Origin of the sequence: Belliella filtrata, assembly GCF_022549775.1 — a bacterium.
GTDB classification, from domain to species: Bacteria; Bacteroidota; Bacteroidia; order Cytophagales; family Cyclobacteriaceae; genus Belliella; species Belliella filtrata.
In genome coordinates this window covers 1-17579 of the sequence record NZ_JAKZGP010000057.1, presented here as the reverse complement: position 1 = coordinate 17579, position 17579 = coordinate 1, and the positions used below count along the sequence as shown (strand labels likewise).

The following is a 17579-nucleotide window of genomic DNA, read 5'->3' as shown; positions in this document are numbered from 1 at the left end:
ATCCTATGAGAAATATCTTGAAATTATTAGTTTTTAGTTTGTCAACTTTCCTGTTTTTTGCATGTGGAGAGTCTTCTCAAGAAGAAGTAGTAAATGTTTACACGCATAGGCATTATGAAGCAGATCAGCAGCTTTTCGATCAATTTACAGAGAAGACAGGTATCAAAGTCAATGTCGTGAGTGCTAGTGCCGATGAGTTGATTCAGAAACTTGAGCTGGAAGGTCCAAATTCTCCTGCAGATGTATTGATCACTGTTGACGCAGGAAGGTTGCACAGGGCAGTTGAAAAAGATTTGGTTCAATCTGTAGAATCTGAAATTTTGAGTAAAAATATACCTTCAAAATTTAGAGAGCCTAACAACAAATGGTTTGGCTTGACTTTTAGAGCTAGAATTTTAGCATACAGCAAAGAAAGGGTAGATCCAAGTGAATTGTCTACTTATGAAGCGTTGACAGAAGAGGCTTGGAAAGGAAGAGTATTGACCAGATCATCTGAAAACATTTATAACCAATCTCTGTTAGCATCTATCATTGCTCATAATGGAGAACATGAGGCAGAAGAATGGGCTGGAAAATTATTGGCAAATATGGGGAGAGATCCTAAAGGTAGTGACAGAGATCAAGTGAAAGCAGTTGCCGCTGGAGAAGGTGATGTTGCGATTGTCAATACTTACTACATCGGCATCATGCTCAATGATTCTAATGAGGAGGAAAGAAAAGCAGCAGAAAAAGTTGCCTTATTTTTCCCAAATCAAGAAGATAGGGGAACGCATATCAATATCTCTGGTGCTGCAGTTACCAAATTTGCGCCGCATAAAGAAAATTCAATTAAGCTCATTGAGTTTTTGTCTGAAGTTGAAGCTCAGAATTTTCTGGCAAGCATCAATTTTGAGTATCCTGTCAACCCATCTGCCACCTATTCAGATTTGTTGAAAGCTTGGGGAGATTTCAAGGCGGATGACATCAATTTGGCAGAACTAGGAAATAACAACAGCAAAGCTGTGGTGATTTTTGATAGAGTTGGCTGGAAATAAGAGAGCGTTTTGGATTTAGTAAAACGGAAATTTTATTGGTGGAATAAGTGGATTGGCTATGCGCTCCTAATTTTGGTGATCGTAGCAACACCTATTTTCACCATTCTATTCAAATTATTTGCAAGTCCGGGAGATAGTTGGTCTCATATCACCAATAACCTACTCGCTGGATACTTTCAAAATACTTTGCTGCTACTCCTTGGGGTAGCAGCATTGACTTTTTTATTAGGAGTAAGTACGGCCTGGTTGGTTTCCAACTACGAATTTCCCGGAAGAAAATACTTTGAATGGTTATTGATTTTACCTTTAGGATTTCCAGGCTATATCATGGCCTATACCTATGTAGGCATTTTGGATTATACAGGCCCAATTCAAACTTTTTTTAGAAATACTTTAGAAATCACCTTCAAAGGTAGCCTGATAGATATTATGAATCTGCCAGGAGCAATATTTATCCTTTCAATTACTTTATTCCCATATGTCTTTTTGATATCAAGGTCTTCATTTTTGCAACAATCCAAGACAATGCAGGAAGCATCTTTTCTGCTCGGTGCAGGAAGAAGCAAGACCTTTTTCAAGATAGCATTGCCTATGACTAGACCAGCAATAGTGGCAGGTATAGCTTTGGCCTCTATGGAAGTGTTGAATGATTATGGTACCGTCAAGTATTTCGGCGTCAACACCTTTACTACTGGGATATTCCGTGCTTGGTTCTCCATGGGAGATGCAACTACAGCCATCTACCTAGCGGCAATCTTGATGGTATTTGTGTTTTTATTGCTTTACCTTGAGTCAGTGCAACGAGGAAACAGGAGATATTCCAATGTGAATGGTCTTAGTAAACCTACTGCAAGGATAAAAGTATCATCAGGGAAACAATATGTTTATACAGCCATCTGCTCCATTATTTTTTTAGTGAGCTTTCTATTTCCATTTCTTCAACTTGTCAGTTGGGTTTGGCTTACTTATGCCAAAGTGATGGATGCCCAATTTTTACTTTTGATATACAGGAGTTTTGGATTGGCAGCGATAGCTGGACTTGCAGTAGTGCTGTTGTCTGTGGTTTTATTGTATGCCTTGAGGTTAAGTCCGTTTAAATGGGTGAAAAGTGTTACTAAAGTAGCTACTTTGGGCTACGCCATACCCGGTGCGGTGATTGCAGTAGGGGTGATGATACCACTATTGGCATTTGATAAGTGGATTTATGATACTTTGTTGACTGCACGGACGGCAGGTTTATTTCTTTCAGGGACCTTGTTTGCTTTGTTGTTTGCGTATATAGTGAGATTTATGGCGGTGGGGTATAATCCGGTCGAAGCGGGCTTCCAAAAAATTGGTATTCATGTCAATGAGGCCAGTAGACTTTTGGGTGCAAGAAGTACAAAGACGCTGAGGAAGATAGATCTTCCTTTGATCAAGAATACCCTTTTGTCTGGTGTGTTATTGGTTTTTGTAGATGTGCTGAAAGAGTTACCTTTGACATTGATTCTACGTCCATTCAATTATCAGACTTTGGCGACTAAGGCATTTGATATGGCGACCAATGAGATGATTGCTGAATCTGCAAATGCAGCACTGATCATCATATTGACAGGAATCATACCTATCATTTTTCTCAATAGGATGATTAGGAAAAGAGATTTATAAATAGAAAATGAACTTCTTAGGATGCAGATTCTTACATTAAAAGAAATCAATAAGAAATACGACCAAGCAAAAGATTTTGCAGTCAATAAAGTGTCTTTTTCTGTCAATGAAGGAGAGATTTTGGCGTTAGTTGGCGAAAGTGGCTCTGGGAAGACCACCTTGCTAAGGCTGATTGCTGGTCTTGAGCATCCTGATCAAGGGACAATTGCGCTGGGCGGGCAGGTAATAGTAGAGGGCAAAAAATCTGTGCCTGCACATGAGCGTAAAGTGGGAATGGTCTTTCAGGACTACGCACTTTTTCCCCATTTGACGATTTTGGAGAATGTCCTTTATGGAATTTCCAAACCCAAAAAAGAAGCTGAAGTTATCGCTAAGGAAACCTTGAAGCTGGTAGGACTTACTGAAGATCACGGCAAGTACCCACATCAACTTTCAGGTGGGCAGCAACAAAGGGTGGCACTTGCTCGAGCGATAGCTCCAAATCCTCGGATTTTGCTTATGGATGAACCATTTAGCAACCTGGATGCCTTACTCAAAGATCAAGTAAGGGAGGAAATCAGGCAAATCATCAAGATGACTGGGATAACTGCAATTTTTGTAACTCATGATACGAAAGACGCTTTATCTACCGCTGATAGGATTGCTATTCTACACAAAGGCTACTTACAGCAAATAGATGTACCGAAGAACCTATACGAAAATCCAGTAAATCCTTATGTGGCAAATTTTTTTGGCAAAAGAAATGAACTCATTGCTAATCCGAGTGAGGATGGTTTTTATACAAGTTTTGGATATATAGCTGATCCTGAAGCAAAGAAATACAAATCTAAGGTCAGGTTAATGTTCAGACCAGAGCATGCTGAAGTAGTACAGCGTGAAGGGCAGCAACTGACTGGAAATATTGTAAAAGTAGCTTATTTTGGAAGCCATCAGTTGGTGAAGATTTCGGATGAGCAAGGTTACAGCGTATCGATCAGGACCAATCCGGGTCGAGTCTTTGATAATTTGGGTAATGCTTTCTTTTACCTATGGAAATATGATATTGAGGAAGCTTTTTAAGCGTATTAAGGGTGTGCTGAAAAACTTTCATCGTAAGGAATTCAAGTAGAAGAAAAGGACAAATAAAAACAAAAGCTAGTCCGATGACTAGCTTTTGTTTTTATTTCTGGGCTACTAATTTTTCAGTAGGGAAACTGATGGGAATACTTGCCAAAAGCTGAAGTTTTTCCATTCGAACCTGATCAAATGCCATTTGGTTGGCTGGAAGTATAGGGTCGGATGGTGGGATTTTCTCCTGCAACCAATCTACTTGCTTACCATTTTTCCAAAATCTAAAACACAAGTGAGGGCCTGTCGCCAACCCTGTGGCTCCCACATAGCCGATCACTTGACCCTGCTTTACCCTACTTCCTGGAGTCATTCCAGATGCAATCTTGGACATATGAAGGTATTGTGTAGTATAGGTGCCGTTATGCTTGATTTTTACATAGTTTCCATTTGCATTTGTGTAACGAGCTTCCACGACAGTACCATCTCCTACAGTCCTAATCTCTGTGCCTGTTTTAGCAGCGTAATCAGTTCCCAGATGGGGCTTATATCTTTTTTGCACAGGATGATACCTGTTCAGGTTATACTTAGAGCTAATTCTAGTGTATTTGAGAGGGTCTCTCAAAAATGCCTTTTTGAAGCTATTACCTTCTTGATCAAAGAAACTGGTTTCACCATTTTGTTCAAATGGAATGGCATGGAATTCCTCACCTTTGTACAAAAAATAAGCAGCTTCGATATCAGTTATTCCAACAACATTTCCTTCTACTATCTTCTCATGATATACTACCTTGAATTTATCTCCTTTTTGAAGTCTCTGAAAATCTACATACCATCCAAATAAATCGGCAAACTGATCAATCAAGTCATTGGTAATGCCCAATTTACTCATATTGACAGAGAGGTTTTGATCGATTTCACCACCTACTTCGATTTTCCGAAGCTCTACAGGTTTTTCTTCTTTATAAATCTCAAGTTCGTTGAGTTTGAATACTACAAATTCTGATGGGTTTGGCTCATAGATAAAAAATTGAGCTTGAGAGGAATCTCTTTCAGTAAGAACAGTGAATTTTTTGTTGAAGGCAATTTTTCTGACATCAAAAATGTCTTTGGATTTTTTGGCTATCTCATCGATGATTTGATAAGGAACATTGAATGGGGCGAGGATAGTTGAGAGGGTTTGGTTTTTGCCGACGTAGCCTTCTATCACGTCTAGTTTGTTTATCTTGATGCCATAGAGGAGCAAATCTTCCTCTAGTTCTTCTTCAAAATTTTCGACTATTTGTTCTTCGTGATTTTCTGGACTCAAATCATTCCAGAAATAATAAAGTCCACTTCCTAAGGCTAACGACAAAAGTCCAACGCCAATCCACTTTTTTTGCATTCTTCTATTTAATTCGGGTTCTTATCTTCAAAGAAATTTAAATTTCGGTCAATTTCCAAATCTAATTTGGACAGATTTTTGAAAGAGATGTAAGTTACATTTCTTTGAATACAATGTACAGCTTACTGTTTAGCTAACGGAGAGAATGTCAAAAGATTTTATGCCACAGATATTTTTGTGATTTTTCAATATAAATTAAGTTTCATTGCTGATTTGTGCTGATTTTAAGCATTCTTTTGAATGGCTTTAGCATAGTGCTAAACTTTGTATATCTTTGTCGACCTTAAAATTAAAAGATTTCAAATCATGCTGAGAACTCATACTTGTGGGGAATTGCGCCTCGCAGATGTCAATAAGAAAGTGACCCTTGCGGGTTGGGTACAACGTGTCAGAAATAAAGGTGGGCTAATTTGGCTTGATCTACGTGACCGTTATGGTGTGACCCAATTGATTTTTGAAGAAGGATCTACAGACAAAACTTTGCTAGACCAGGCAGCTTCCTTGGGTAGGGAATATGTAGTGCAAGCTACAGGTGAGGTTATAGAGCGAGCAGCTAAGAATGATAAAATGCCTACTGGAGATATTGAGATCAAAGCCACAGCTCTTAAGATTCTTAATGCGGCAAAGATCCCTCCGTTTATTATAGAAGATGAGACAGATGGTGGTGATGAGCTTAGGATGAAATATAGGTACCTTGACTTGAGGAGGAATGTGGTCAGAGAAAAGCTACAGCTTCGCCACAGAATGATGCAAGAGACGAGAAAGTACATGGATGCTCAAAACTTCATCGAAGTAGAAACCCCAGTATTGATCAAGTCTACCCCAGAAGGTGCAAGAGATTTTGTGGTACCATCCAGGGTCAATCCAGGTGAATTTTATGCTTTACCACAATCTCCACAGACCTTCAAGCAATTGCTGATGGTAAGTGGTTTTGACAGGTATTTTCAAATCGTAAAATGTTTTCGAGATGAGGATTTGAGAGCTGATAGACAGCCTGAATTTACCCAGATCGACTGTGAAATGTCCTTCGTGGATCAAGAGGATATCTTGAATACTTTTGAGGGTCTTGTAAGACACTTGTTTACGAATGTCAAAGAAGTCGAACTTGAAGAGGTAAAGCGAATGACCTTCGCAGATGCCATGAAGTATTATGGTAATGATAAACCAGATTTGAGGTTTGATATGAAATTCTTTGAGTTGAATAATTGGGCTCAAGGAAAGGGGTTCCCAATTTTTGATCAAGCTGAATTGGTAGTAGGGATTTGTGCTACTGGAGCGGCTGACTACACGCGCAAGCAACTTGATGCTTTGACTGACTGGGTGAAGAGACCACAGATCGGTGCCAAAGGTTTGATATATGTGAAATGCAATGAAGATGGGACTTTCAAGTCTTCTGTAGATAAGTTTTATAATCAAGAAGACCTGAAGGCATGGGCAGAGCTTGCCAATGCACAACCTGGTGATTTGATTTTGGTATTGTCTGGAGATGCGAAGAGCACCAGAAAACAAATGTCTGAGTTGAGACTCAAAATGGGCGAAGAGCTAGGGTTGAGAGATAGGAATGTTTTCAAGCCACTTTGGGTTGTGGATTTTCCATTGCTAGAATGGGACGAGGATACCAATAGATTCCATGCGATGCACCATCCTTTTACCTCTCCCAAAAAGGAGGATATTCCCTTGTTAGAGACTGACCCAGGGGCTGTCAGAGCAAATGCCTATGACTTGGTGATCAACGGAGTTGAAATCGGAGGAGGCTCGATCAGGATACACGATAGGGCTACTCAGCAGTTGATGTTTAAGCATCTAGGTTTTTCAGATGAAGAAGCTCAGAAGCAGTTTGGGTTCTTGATGGAGGCTTTCGAATATGGAGCGCCACCACATGGGGGGATTGCTTTTGGGTTTGATAGGTTCTGTGCAATCTTTGGGGGATCTGATTCTATCAGAGATTACATTGCATTCCCTAAGAACAATTCAGGCAGAGATGTTATGATAGATTCACCAAGTTCCATCGCAGATGAACAATTGAAAGAACTGTCTATACAGCTGGATGTGAAAAAGTAAAACATGCTGGTAGCCAATATGTTGGTAATATGCATGGACTTTAGAAAGCTCTTCGAGGTAAATCGAAGAGCTTTTTTCTATACAGCCTCACGAATCCCAATAGATCGGGACGGGACAGGCTTTTCAGGGCGCTGTATGTAGAGACAGGTTAGCTGTCCCAAGGCGTTGCCATAGAATTGATATATTTTTCCCCTTTCAGGGAATAGTTTAAGCGGAATCGAGTTTTGAGAAAGATTATTTTCTCTTATTATAAATGATTTGAGCTTTACATACTTTATCCCAAGGTATCGCCTTGGTACATTCTTACTCAGGCAACCTACGCCTTGACAGGGCAATTTATTGATTAATTCAACTCAAAAAGTTCTTTCAACTCTTTATTACTCAGATTTCCTATCCAGTTTTCTCCAGTCGATACGGTCATTTCAGCTAATGCTTTTTTAGACTGTATCATTGAATTGATCCGTTCTTCGAATGTGTTTTTGGTGATAAACCTGTGAACCATCACATTACTTTTCTGACCAATTCTATATGCCCTATCTGTAGCTTGTGCTTCCACAGCTGGATTCCACCAAAGGTCGTAGTGTATGACATGGTTCGCAGCTGTTAGGTTGAGTCCTGTTCCAGCAGCTTTTAGAGATAGGATGAAAATTTTGTCTGCAGGATTATGCTGAAACTGTTCTACCATTTCTTTGCGCTGTTTTAGTGTGCAGCCTCCATGGTAGAAAAGTGGCTTTTCTGCGTATCGTTCTTCTATAAAATGTTGGAGCAAATTCCCCATTTCTTTGAATTGTGTGAAGATCAGAACCTTTTCACCACTTTCTCTGATACTGTCTAATTTTTCAAATAAAAGATCCGTTTTACCACTAAGAGTAGCATCCATACGTTTGTTTTTTAGAAACTGAGTTGGGTGGTTACAGATTTGCTTGAGTGCCAAGATCATCTGTAAAACTAGACCTTGTCTGACAAATAACTCTTTGCTATTGCTTGGATCAATAGCTTCGATGGCCATAAGTGCCTCTTCTAAAGTTTTTTCATATAAGCTTGCTTGCTCCCCTACTAGAGAACCATAAGTATCCATTTCAATTTTGTCTGGCAAGTCACTTATGATGGTTTTGTCAGTTTTTAATCTACGCATCAGAAATGGCGCACTTATTTTTTTGAGTTTCTCGGCAGTTGATAGATCATTATATGTTTCTATGGGAGTTCCATATTGTGTTGCAAACTCTTTCTGTGTACCAAGCAATCCTCGGTTGCTAAAGTCCATGATACTCCATAGTTCGCTTAGTCTATTCTCTACTGGAGTACCACTCATGGCAATGAAATTATCAGCTTTGATGCTTTTTATTGCTTTAGCCTGGGCGGTGTCCTGATTTTTTATGTTTTGCGCTTCGTCTATGATTACTGTCATCCATGGCATTTTTTTGAGCTTTGATGCTTCTGTTCTAGCAATTCCATAGGAAGTCAAAAGAATGTCATACCCTGGTTCGATCTTTCTGTTGGATCCATGAAAAAGGCATGTGATGAGTGAAGGGGCAAACTTTTTTATCTCAGCTTGCCAATTGGTGAGTAAACCTGTTGGCGTTATTACGAGTGCTTTTTTTGTGCCTAATAGACCTTCCTCCTTATATTTGAGTAAGGTGGTTATGACCTGAAGGGTTTTTCCTAAACCCATATCGTCTGCAATTACAGATCCAAACCCTATTTTAGCATTACGGTACATCCATGAAAAACCACGATGCTGATATGGTCTCAATTGTGCATTCAGGTCTTGAGGAAGCTCTATGTTTTCTACAGTACCTAGCTCATTGATCATCTGGATTACCGATTCATCTAGGTTTACTTTTTCTCCAAAATACTCTCCGCTGAGCGCTGACCTTAAAAGTTGGAAGGAATTAAGCTCTGAATTTCCAGAAAAATGCTTGTGAAGTTTTTCTAATTCATCTGAGTTTACGTAGATATATTGTGATTTGTATTTTATGAGACCGTCTGATTTATTGAGAAGCTTTTTAAAAGTATCCTCATCCATCAAAGTGTCTCCAATGGCTATTTGCCAATCAAATTCAAGAAGCTGTTCTAAGCGTAAAAATGATTTCCCTGGTTTTTTTTTGATCTTGAGACTTGGTTTTGGTTTGAGAATTTCTTGTAATGATTTTGGTAACAAGATATCTATGTCGAGCAATCGGATGATAGGAATCATATTTAGCAAAAACGGGGTGAAAGTTGCACTATCCATTTGGATAGGTTTTTCACACTTAGTGTTGATGTGTTCTTCCAGACCGTGCACAAACACACAAAGTGTAGCCATAGTTTGCAAGACCTCTAGCTGCAATTCTTCATAGGTAGGCTGATCCAGTATCTCTTTGAGAGGAATGAATGAGCCATCATTGTCTGGACTTTGTACATTGATGGCTATTAAAAAATCATCATCTAGGTATTCAGACACTACTATTTGAGGACGTATTTTCCCTTGTGATAGGTAGTATTTTTGAAGCCAAGTTTGAATGCCACCTGCTGATTCAGATTCACCAGGCTGATCAAAGGCATATTCTTTGTTTTTAAAAAATAGATTCTGAAATAAATCATTCGAAGTACTACCTGATAAAAGGCTCACTATTTCTGTAAGGAAAACAGAAAGGAGGTTGATGGCGACGTCTTTGTTGATAGCTTTTTCTGTTTTTGCCATTTTCCACCAAAATATATCAGGAGGTAAAATTTGACTTAATTTGTCCATAACTAATCGGACGTCTTTACTTAGCATAGCAGGTAGCCAGCGAATGGATAACGTTTTGTCTGGTTGTTGGATGATTTGAGGGACTATGGCTCCATTAGAAATTAGATGAAGGGAGAGTTGGAGCAAGCTATGAAGCGATGCAGTAGATGGCTGATAATCGAGTGTCTTGTTTGATGGGATTTGACTTAGCTTGGCTATGAAATTGCTAAGCATAAAGTCTTCATCATTTACACGTACTATTGCCTCAAAAGTCTCGTCAAGCAATACCTGATTTACACTGTGGGTATTAATTTCTGTTATTTCTTTACTTGTTTGTTTTGCTATATCTGATAGAGATAATTTTCTTTTCAGTACTTTATCGGCATTTTTTACCACACGGTTGATTATTGTGGTGTATTTTACTTTAAAATCACTACTTTGATTATAAAATACTGGGAATTCACTTAGTAAAGAAAGTAGGGGTTCATGGATAGGGGATAAACAAGAGAATGGTAGTTTCTGATAAGCTTGTTTAATGTCAAATGATTCTTTTGCTGAATCTTTTTTACTTTCAAAGTATAACTCTTTTAATTTGGGGATTTCTATAGTTTTGGTACTAAATGTAAACCCACGTTTGTGAAGCTCTTCAATTAAATTCAACAGATGCAACTCAAACACCAAAAAAGGATTGTTGTCTATTTCGGCACTTGTTTTATAAATAACTGATGCTAAGTGTTTGCATGGTACAGCCCAGTCAGGGCAGTTACATTGCATTTTGAAGTCTGTCCATTGTTCTGGAAAGACTTTTAAACCTGCTTTCTCAGCCATATCCAATAGCTCAGGGTCTAATTCTCTATTCAAGAGTTTGGATATAATCAATGGCTTTTCTGTAATTGAATCAATAAAATCACTCAGTTGAGGATCAAAAAATGGGGGCAAAATAATATCAACTTTATAAGGGGAAGGTCTGCTCCCAATAACTTTTGCTTGTATACGGTTATCTTTAATGTTGATTTGCTTTACGGCACCTTTTCTTGCGTAGCTAGCTCCCCTAGGTAGCCGATTGCTATAATCTATATTGTTGAGTGCCTGTAGCCATTTTTGGCCCCACCAAGTTTTACCGAATTGTTCTGCCATTACTATCTTTTGATTTTTGAGGGAAAATTAAGAAATCTTGGGAGACTTTGAGTGTGTAAGTTTATTTATCTCATGAGCCTTTATATAGGATATATTTGAAACACTCCCATAAAAAATCCTAATGTTATCTATTTTCTATCAAAAAAGCTCTTCGAGGTAAATCGAAGAGCTTTTTTGATTTTTTTAAAGGGTTAAAGATTTAACTTTTATTTATTGATATTCTTGTTACAAACTCAAAGTTCTCTCTTATTGGGATAGCGTTTTTCTCTACTGCCTCCCGAATCCCGATAGATTGGGACGGGACAGGCTTTACGGGGCGCTGTATGCAGGTAAAGGTTAGCTGTCCCAAGGCCTTGTCTTGGGGTTGAGGTATTTTTCCCTTTCAAGGAATAGTTTAAGCTGATTCGAGTTTTGTGATAGCTTAGTTTCCTATTTAAGAGGTTGCTTTATGCTAGGCTATTTGTACACTAAGAATAGGCTGAAAGCCTAATATACTTTATCCCAAGGTATCAGTCACCTTGGGTGCACTCTTACTCAGGACAGCTTAGCCCTGAAAGGACTTGATATCTATTAAATTAACTCAAAAAGCTCTTTTAGCTCTTATAAAATTTATTGGAGTGTAAATACACAGTATGGTTAGGACTTGATATTTTTCTGGATAAATGAACAATTATCTAAGCTTTTATAAATTGTTGTATTACAGATAATAGCCTTCCTAATTAATGGTCAAAATAACTGTAGAGAATCTAGAATCCTTCTTTTTTTCTTCCAAAATTATAATTTTATCTGTTTCAGCAGCTATTATTTCGTGTTTAAATTCATTAGTGCTATTTTTTTCTTTTAAATAGAGTTTACCATTTTTTTCAACAATAGGGTTTGAAGTATCTAAATCAAAATTACCGCTTCTCATAGATAATTTAGATTTCCATGCATTTCTAGAAAAACTTCTTTCTAACCTTCTGGTAAGCGTTTTTCCTTCTATAATATTTTCAACCTTACTTTTACCGACAGATTTTTGTTTGAGAATTCGTGCAGTATAATTTGAAGTCTTTGAAAATACAGAGTTCTCCACTGATTGATTAGTAATATAAATATGACTTGCACCTTTCATTGATGCTTCAGTTTTAAGTTTATCCAAAGCTCGATTATTGATAGAGTTGATAGGTGAAAATGAAAATACCCCTTTCGCTTTGGAAAAAATTAAATCTCCTCTTTTCATTTCACTTTTTTCAGGTAACTCATCAATTATAATGATATCTTGCGAAGCTGTAAAACCGTCAACATCCCAAAGGTTACTTTGACCATATGCTGTTAGGTGACCAACTAATAAAGATAGTGTAAGGAGAATGATTTTTTTCATGTTGCTTTATGTTTAGGTATGGTTTTAGTTACGATATAGTCCTAAAAGTGTTGTTATCTTTTTGAAATTAGTTTTCATTAATACTATCTTAAATAATGCGCTCTAATTCCCATAATAATCAGGAGTTGTGCCATTGTATAAGTCCCCATCACCAATACACCTGATTCTGGGAATGATTGATAGAACATATTGATAGCCAAAATCCCGTCCGAAACCAAGAAAAATAAAGCTCCAAGAAATACTTGCCAGAAACTTGAGGGGCTTGTTTTGTTAAATCTCTCCCGAGAGATCGTCACCATAGCTACTATGACGAGCATATAGGTGATTACTGGAATTTTTAGTGAGCCAAGATTGAATTGGATGAGAAAGTAGACATAAGCTGCAAGTATATAAATGGGGAGATTGTATAGAAAAAGTTTGATAAAATTGACATTCCCTATCTCAAATGGCTTCTGTTGACTGATCTTGAAGCTAATGATATAGCAAAGATGTGCGACTAAAAAGGCTCCCAGGCCATATAGAAAAAGGGCAGGAAAAATTAGTAGCACATCGCCAAGCCATGAAAACACAATGGCACCTAACATCACTTTTCTGATCAAAGTGCCGGCAATGTTTTTACTAATCTGCCAGAAATAAACGCCCAAGGATATCATGATCAGAGGCTTGCTATATATCCTGTAGGATTCTAGGTTATCTATTATAAAATAGAGGTCTACGAAGCATGCTAAAAGGTATAAATAGAGCCAAACGATATTGTTGTCACGCATAAGAGATATTGGTTTTTAGAGGTAATTATGGTGGAAAGATAGCTAATTTTTAGAATCTCATCCAGCTCACTGAGACAGTTAACATTTGGATAAAGATTACTTAACATGTGACAAGATTGAAAAACATAATAGCAGTATCAATGGCGTTTTGAGTGGTTTAAACCGTTTGAAATGTAAAAAATGAGGGAAAAAGAAAATTTCCTTCTTTTTTCAATGTTAAGGAATTGTTAAGTAATATTGTGAATTAATGTTAAAACTTAACAATTACAAAAAAAAATACTTGTCAATGTCCTATACATTTGTACTCGGAAAAACAAAGTAAATCCTAAAACTGAAATTTTAAATTTTCCACAAAAACAAAAAATTATGAGGCAATTATTACTAAAGAGTCTTGTTGGGTTAACCTTACTGATTTTAAGTACATCAGTACTGTTTGCTCAGGGGGTAACAACTGCAAGTATGCAAGGTGTTGTTACGGATGAACTAGGAGAAACCTTACCTGGAGCAAATATCGTAGCAGTCCATACTCCGTCTGGCACAAGGTATGGAGCAGTATCAAATATCGAAGGTAGATTTGTTTTGCCAAATCTAAGAGTAGGTGGACCTTATACTGTTACAGTAAGTTTCGTAGGTTTTGAAGATCAAATTTTTCAAAACATCAATCTTTCTTTGGGTCAATCATTCACCGTAAATGCGAAGTTATCAGACGGAATGGAATTGACTGCTGTTGAGGTAATCGGAAGACAGGGAGATGTTTTTAATGCTGATAGAACTGGTGCTTCTACTACTTTAAGCAGAGAAAGAATTGAAGGTATGCCTACAATTAACAGAAGTATCAATGATTTGACTAGACTTACTCCTCAAAGTAATGGAACTAGTTTTGCTGGAGCAGATCAGCGATATAACAACTACACTGTAGATGGTAACCTTTACAACAACAACTTTGGTTTAGGTTCTAGCCAATTTGCAGGTGGAAACCCTATCTCTTTTGATGCAATTGAAGAGGTGCAAGTAAATATAGCACCGTATGATGTGCGTCAAAGTGGATTTACTGGTGCAAACGTAAATGCAATTACAAAATCAGGAAGTAACATATGGAAAGGAACTGCCTATACTTTGTTTAGAAATGATAGAACACAAGGTGTTACATTGAATGGGGGGGTAGATGTTCCTTTTTCTGAATCAAGGACTACTATCAATGGTATTGCATTGGGTGGTCCAATCATAAAGGATAAATTGTTTTTCTTCGTAAGTGCTGAAATGGAAAATAATGCATTGCCAGGAGATAACAGATTGGCAGCTAGACCTTCTCAAGGTTTGTTACCTAACAGTCAAACGGTTTCGAGAGTTACTGCTGATAGAGCAGATTTTGTAAGAGATCAAATGAGATCAATTTATGGATATGAAACAGGTGGTTATGAAAATGTTCCGTTTGCAGATGATGCTTCTAGATTGAACGTTCGTTTTGATTATAATATCAATGACAAGAACAAGCTTGTATTAAGATACAATAGATTCCAGCAATTGCGTGATGTAGGAATCAATGGAAATAGTATAAGAGGTTTACCAGGAAGTCAAAGATTTACCAATACCAATAGATTTGGCATTGAAGCTTTGACTTTTGCAAATGCTAATTATACATCCGAAGACAAAGTTTCATCTATTGTTGCAGAACTGAACTCAACAATTGGTACAAATATGGCCAATTCATTGAACATTGGCTACACCTCATCTGTAACTCAAAGAGGAATCCCAGGAGGTCAAACTTTCCCGATGATTGAAATTCTTGAATTTCAAGGCTCTACCCCACTTTATTACATGTCTTTAGGTAATGAGTTGTTTACAACTGGAAATTTGTTGGATAACAAGACTTTTAATATCACAAACAATTTCAATTATTTTGTAGGTCGTCATACACTAACAGCAGGTGTCAACTTTGAATACATGACATTTGACAATGCCTTCAATCCAACTTGGGATTCTTGGTATAGATATAACTCATATGATTCTTTCGTAGAAAGTGTGATTAATAGAAATCCTGCAATTATCCCTGACGGTTTTGCTATTGGATTTTCTTATGATGAAAACAATCCTAATGTGCTACCAACTGATAGGGTAGAATTTGGTCAGGTTGGTGTTTATATCCAAGATGAGTTTCAAGTTACTAATGACTTGAAAATTACAGGAGGTATTAGAGTGGATCTTCCATTCTATCCAATGGATGCTCCTAGAAATGAAAGACTAGAAGCACTTAATCTATCTTTAGAGAACCCTAGAAATCCAGGTGAATTTATCTCTCCAGATGTAAGTCGTTTCCCTAAAGTAAATCCAGTATTTTCACCAAGAGTTGGATTTAACTGGGATGCATTAAGTGACAATACGCTACAAGTGCGCGGTGGAACAGGTTTGTTCACAGGTCGACCAATTTTCGTTCACCTTTCTAATCAGATCAATGCAAACGGTGTGACGAGAGGTGGTATAGGAAGACTTCCAGCAGATTGGGATGATAATCAGTGGCAAGGCTTTCAGCCAGATCCAAATTTCTACAGGCCAAATCCAGCTGAACAAGAGCCAGAAATTACTGCTTCAATCAACATCACAGACCCAAGTTTTAAAATGCCACAAACTTGGAGATCAAATTTGGCAGCAGATTATGCATTTGGAAATGGATTTGTTTTCTCAGTTGAAGGAATTTATTCTAGAGATTATAATACCCCATTCTCAGCTAACTTGCTAAGTACTCCTACTGGCAATGTTGTTAATGTAGCAGGTAACAATTATCCTACATACACTCAAGGTATTGATATCGGCGGAGGTCAAAGAATCAATGAAATGTTCTACTTGACAAATATCAATGATGGTATTTATTCATCTATTACATTTACATTAGCGAGAGATTGGGGTAAAGGGATTTTTACTAGCTTGGCATACACAAGAAGTAGGAAAACTGACTTTGGTCTTGATGGAGGTTCTCAGGCAGCGTCATTATGGCCTCAAGGAGTTCAGGAAGATAGAAATAATCCCGAAAGAGGTTTTTCTAGATTTGATCAACCAAATAGGGTAGTTGGTTTGATTTCATTCAATACCAAAGGCTTGAATGAACTAAATAATACTCAATTCACACTCTTCTATACTGGAGGTGAGCAAAATAGATTCTCTTACACTTATTCAGGAAATTTTGGAGATGGTGGAGGTGTTAGATTAATGTATGTTCCAGAAAGCTTTGAAGATTCACAATTAATCAATAGAGTATCTGGAGGTGTAATAACTCAAACAGCCGCTGAACAGTGGGATATTTTGAATCAATATATTGAACAAGATCCTTATTTGAGAAATAGAAGAGGTCAAGTAGTTGAAAGAAACGGTGCAATTATGCCTTGGCTGCATAGATTTGACCTTAGTGTAAAACAAGATATTCACTTGGCTAAGGATGTGAACAAGCATAAGTTGCAGTTCTCTTTAGATATATTGAACTTTGGTAACATGATTTCTGATTCTTGGGGTGTGAGTGATCAAACAATCCAAAGAAGTATTATGAACTATCAAGGTACTGACGCTAATGGAAACGCAATGTTTACTATCAATGCGCAACCAGGTCAAGCCAATGTTTATCCTTCTACCACTACACAATCTTTGATTGCCTTATCGCAAACTTGGAGTGCGCAAGTTGGTGTGAGATACATATTTAAATAATTTGTGATTTAAAAAAAGACTTTATTATGAAATATCTAAATAAAATTTCATTACTACTTGTGATTGCTCTTTTCGCTTTTTCAAGTTGTATAGACAAGGACTTTGCTTTAGAGCCTACAGGCTTGACTGAAAAGCCTATACTCAGTAATGTTTTGGCTGAGCAAGCTGATCTTAGTATTTTCTTAGAACTAGTTGAGGCTAATAACCTTCTTGGAAACCTAGTAGGAAATAGAACACAAGATCAAAGAGCAGTTTTTGCTCCAACAAATCAAGCGTTTTTGGACTTTCTAGCCGAGAATGACTTTAGCTCACCAGCTGATGTTCCGAATTTGGCTAACGTGTTACGTTTTCACATTGCAAATCCAAATGTCTCAGTAAGTGATTTGAGAACAGGTAGCTTTAATTCAATTCAGACGATTTTGTCAGGAAGTAATATCGCTGTAGTTAGACAACAAGGTCAACTTGTTTCCTTAAATGGACAAAGCGTCAATATTTTGAGATCTAATACTGAAGGTAATGGTACGATTCACGTTATCGATCAAATTTTAGTTCCTTAATATTAAGATTCTTTAAAAAGGAAAGGGAAGTCTTAAACGACTTCCCTTTTTTATGGTGTGCCGTGCATGGTAACTAACTAGGTGGTGAAAGTCCACTGTGGGGGTTTGTAATCGCCAACCACTAGCCAAGAGCAAGGGTGTCCAATGCGAAGTGGAATCTGAAGGAAGCTGGCGGCAAAACT

General features: G+C 37.6%; 10 protein-coding genes. 6 read left to right on the top strand and 4 right to left on the bottom strand.

The features are described from left to right. The first annotated feature begins 5 nt into the window (after nucleotides 1-5). Genes MM239_RS16860 through MM239_RS16850 form a run of 3 tightly spaced genes read left to right on the top strand, consistent with a single transcriptional unit; the run spans nucleotide 6 to nucleotide 3740 of the window. A complete protein-coding gene (locus MM239_RS16860) occupies nucleotides 6-1034 on the top strand; it encodes a Fe(3+) ABC transporter substrate-binding protein (RefSeq protein ID WP_241349425.1) in 1029 nt (342 codons plus the stop codon). 9 nt (nucleotides 1035-1043) lie between these two features. Then, nucleotides 1044-2681, top strand: a complete 1638-nt coding sequence (locus tag MM239_RS16855; protein WP_241349424.1) for an ABC transporter permease — start codon at nucleotides 1044-1046, stop codon at nucleotides 2679-2681. 21 nt (nucleotides 2682-2702) lie between these two features. Next, nucleotides 2703-3740: an ABC transporter ATP-binding protein gene (locus tag MM239_RS16850; RefSeq protein WP_241349423.1), complete on the top strand. Its 1038-nt coding sequence runs from the start codon at nucleotides 2703-2705 to the stop codon at nucleotides 3738-3740. A 100-nt stretch (nucleotides 3741-3840) separates the two neighbouring features. On the opposite strand, the gene MM239_RS16845 is transcribed toward MM239_RS16850, so the two are convergent. Continuing rightward, nucleotides 3841-5112, bottom strand: coding sequence for a M23 family metallopeptidase (locus tag MM239_RS16845; RefSeq protein WP_241349422.1), 1272 nt, complete (start codon nucleotides 5110-5112; stop codon nucleotides 3841-3843). A 306-nt stretch (nucleotides 5113-5418) separates the two neighbouring features. On the opposite strand from MM239_RS16845, the gene aspS reads away from it, so the two are divergent. Further along, nucleotides 5419-7173, top strand: a complete 1755-nt coding sequence (gene aspS, locus MM239_RS16840) for an aspartate--tRNA ligase (RefSeq protein ID WP_241349421.1) — start codon at nucleotides 5419-5421, stop codon at nucleotides 7171-7173. A 343-nt stretch (nucleotides 7174-7516) separates the two neighbouring features. Here aspS and MM239_RS16835 read toward each other — a convergent pair whose 3' ends face one another. From MM239_RS16835 to MM239_RS16825, 3 genes are all read right to left on the bottom strand, one after another. Beyond that, a complete protein-coding gene (locus tag MM239_RS16835; RefSeq protein ID WP_241349420.1) occupies nucleotides 7517-11020 on the bottom strand; it encodes an SNF2-related protein in 3504 nt (1167 codons plus the stop codon). 715 nt (nucleotides 11021-11735) lie between these two features. Beyond that, a complete protein-coding gene (locus MM239_RS16830; protein WP_241349419.1) occupies nucleotides 11736-12380 on the bottom strand; it encodes a hypothetical protein in 645 nt (214 codons plus the stop codon). Nucleotides 12381-12463: 83 nt separating this feature from the next. Continuing rightward, nucleotides 12464-13147: a lysoplasmalogenase gene (locus MM239_RS16825; RefSeq protein ID WP_241349418.1), complete on the bottom strand. Its 684-nt coding sequence runs from the start codon at nucleotides 13145-13147 to the stop codon at nucleotides 12464-12466. A gap of 366 nt (nucleotides 13148-13513) precedes the next feature. On the opposite strand from MM239_RS16825, the gene MM239_RS16820 reads away from it, so the two are divergent. Together MM239_RS16820 and MM239_RS16815 are read left to right on the top strand one after the other, a co-directional pair. Further along, on the top strand, nucleotides 13514-16840 hold the full coding sequence (locus MM239_RS16820) for a TonB-dependent receptor (RefSeq protein WP_241349417.1): 3327 nt from the start codon (nucleotides 13514-13516) through the stop codon (nucleotides 16838-16840). 26 nt (nucleotides 16841-16866) lie between these two features. Beyond that, nucleotides 16867-17397: a fasciclin domain-containing protein gene (locus MM239_RS16815; RefSeq protein WP_241349416.1), complete on the top strand. Its 531-nt coding sequence runs from the start codon at nucleotides 16867-16869 to the stop codon at nucleotides 17395-17397. Nucleotides 17398-17579: the final 182 nt, after the last annotated feature.

Bases quoted from the DNA above. Each gene is read 5' to 3' on its own strand.
- MM239_RS16860 (WP_241349425.1), top strand. From the start codon at position 6: ATGAGAAATATCTTGAAATTATTAGTTTTTAGTTTGTCAACTTTCCTG.
- MM239_RS16845 (WP_241349422.1), bottom strand. From the start codon at position 5,112: ATGCAAAAAAAGTGGATTGGCGTTGGACTTTTGTCGTTAGCCTTAGGA.
- MM239_RS16825 (WP_241349418.1), bottom strand. From the start codon at position 13,147: ATGCGTGACAACAATATCGTTTGGCTCTATTTATACCTTTTAGCATGC.
- MM239_RS16820 (WP_241349417.1), top strand. From the start codon at position 13,514: ATGAGGCAATTATTACTAAAGAGTCTTGTTGGGTTAACCTTACTGATT.
- MM239_RS16815 (WP_241349416.1), top strand. From the start codon at position 16,867: ATGAAATATCTAAATAAAATTTCATTACTACTTGTGATTGCTCTTTTC.
- aspS (WP_241349421.1), top strand. From the start codon at position 5,419: ATGCTGAGAACTCATACTTGTGGGGAATTGCGCCTCGCAGATGTCAAT.
- MM239_RS16830 (WP_241349419.1), bottom strand. From the start codon at position 12,380: ATGAAAAAAATCATTCTCCTTACACTATCTTTATTAGTTGGTCACCTA.
- MM239_RS16835 (WP_241349420.1), bottom strand. From the start codon at position 11,020: ATGGCAGAACAATTCGGTAAAACTTGGTGGGGCCAAAAATGGCTACAG.
- MM239_RS16850 (WP_241349423.1), top strand. From the start codon at position 2,703: ATGCAGATTCTTACATTAAAAGAAATCAATAAGAAATACGACCAAGCA.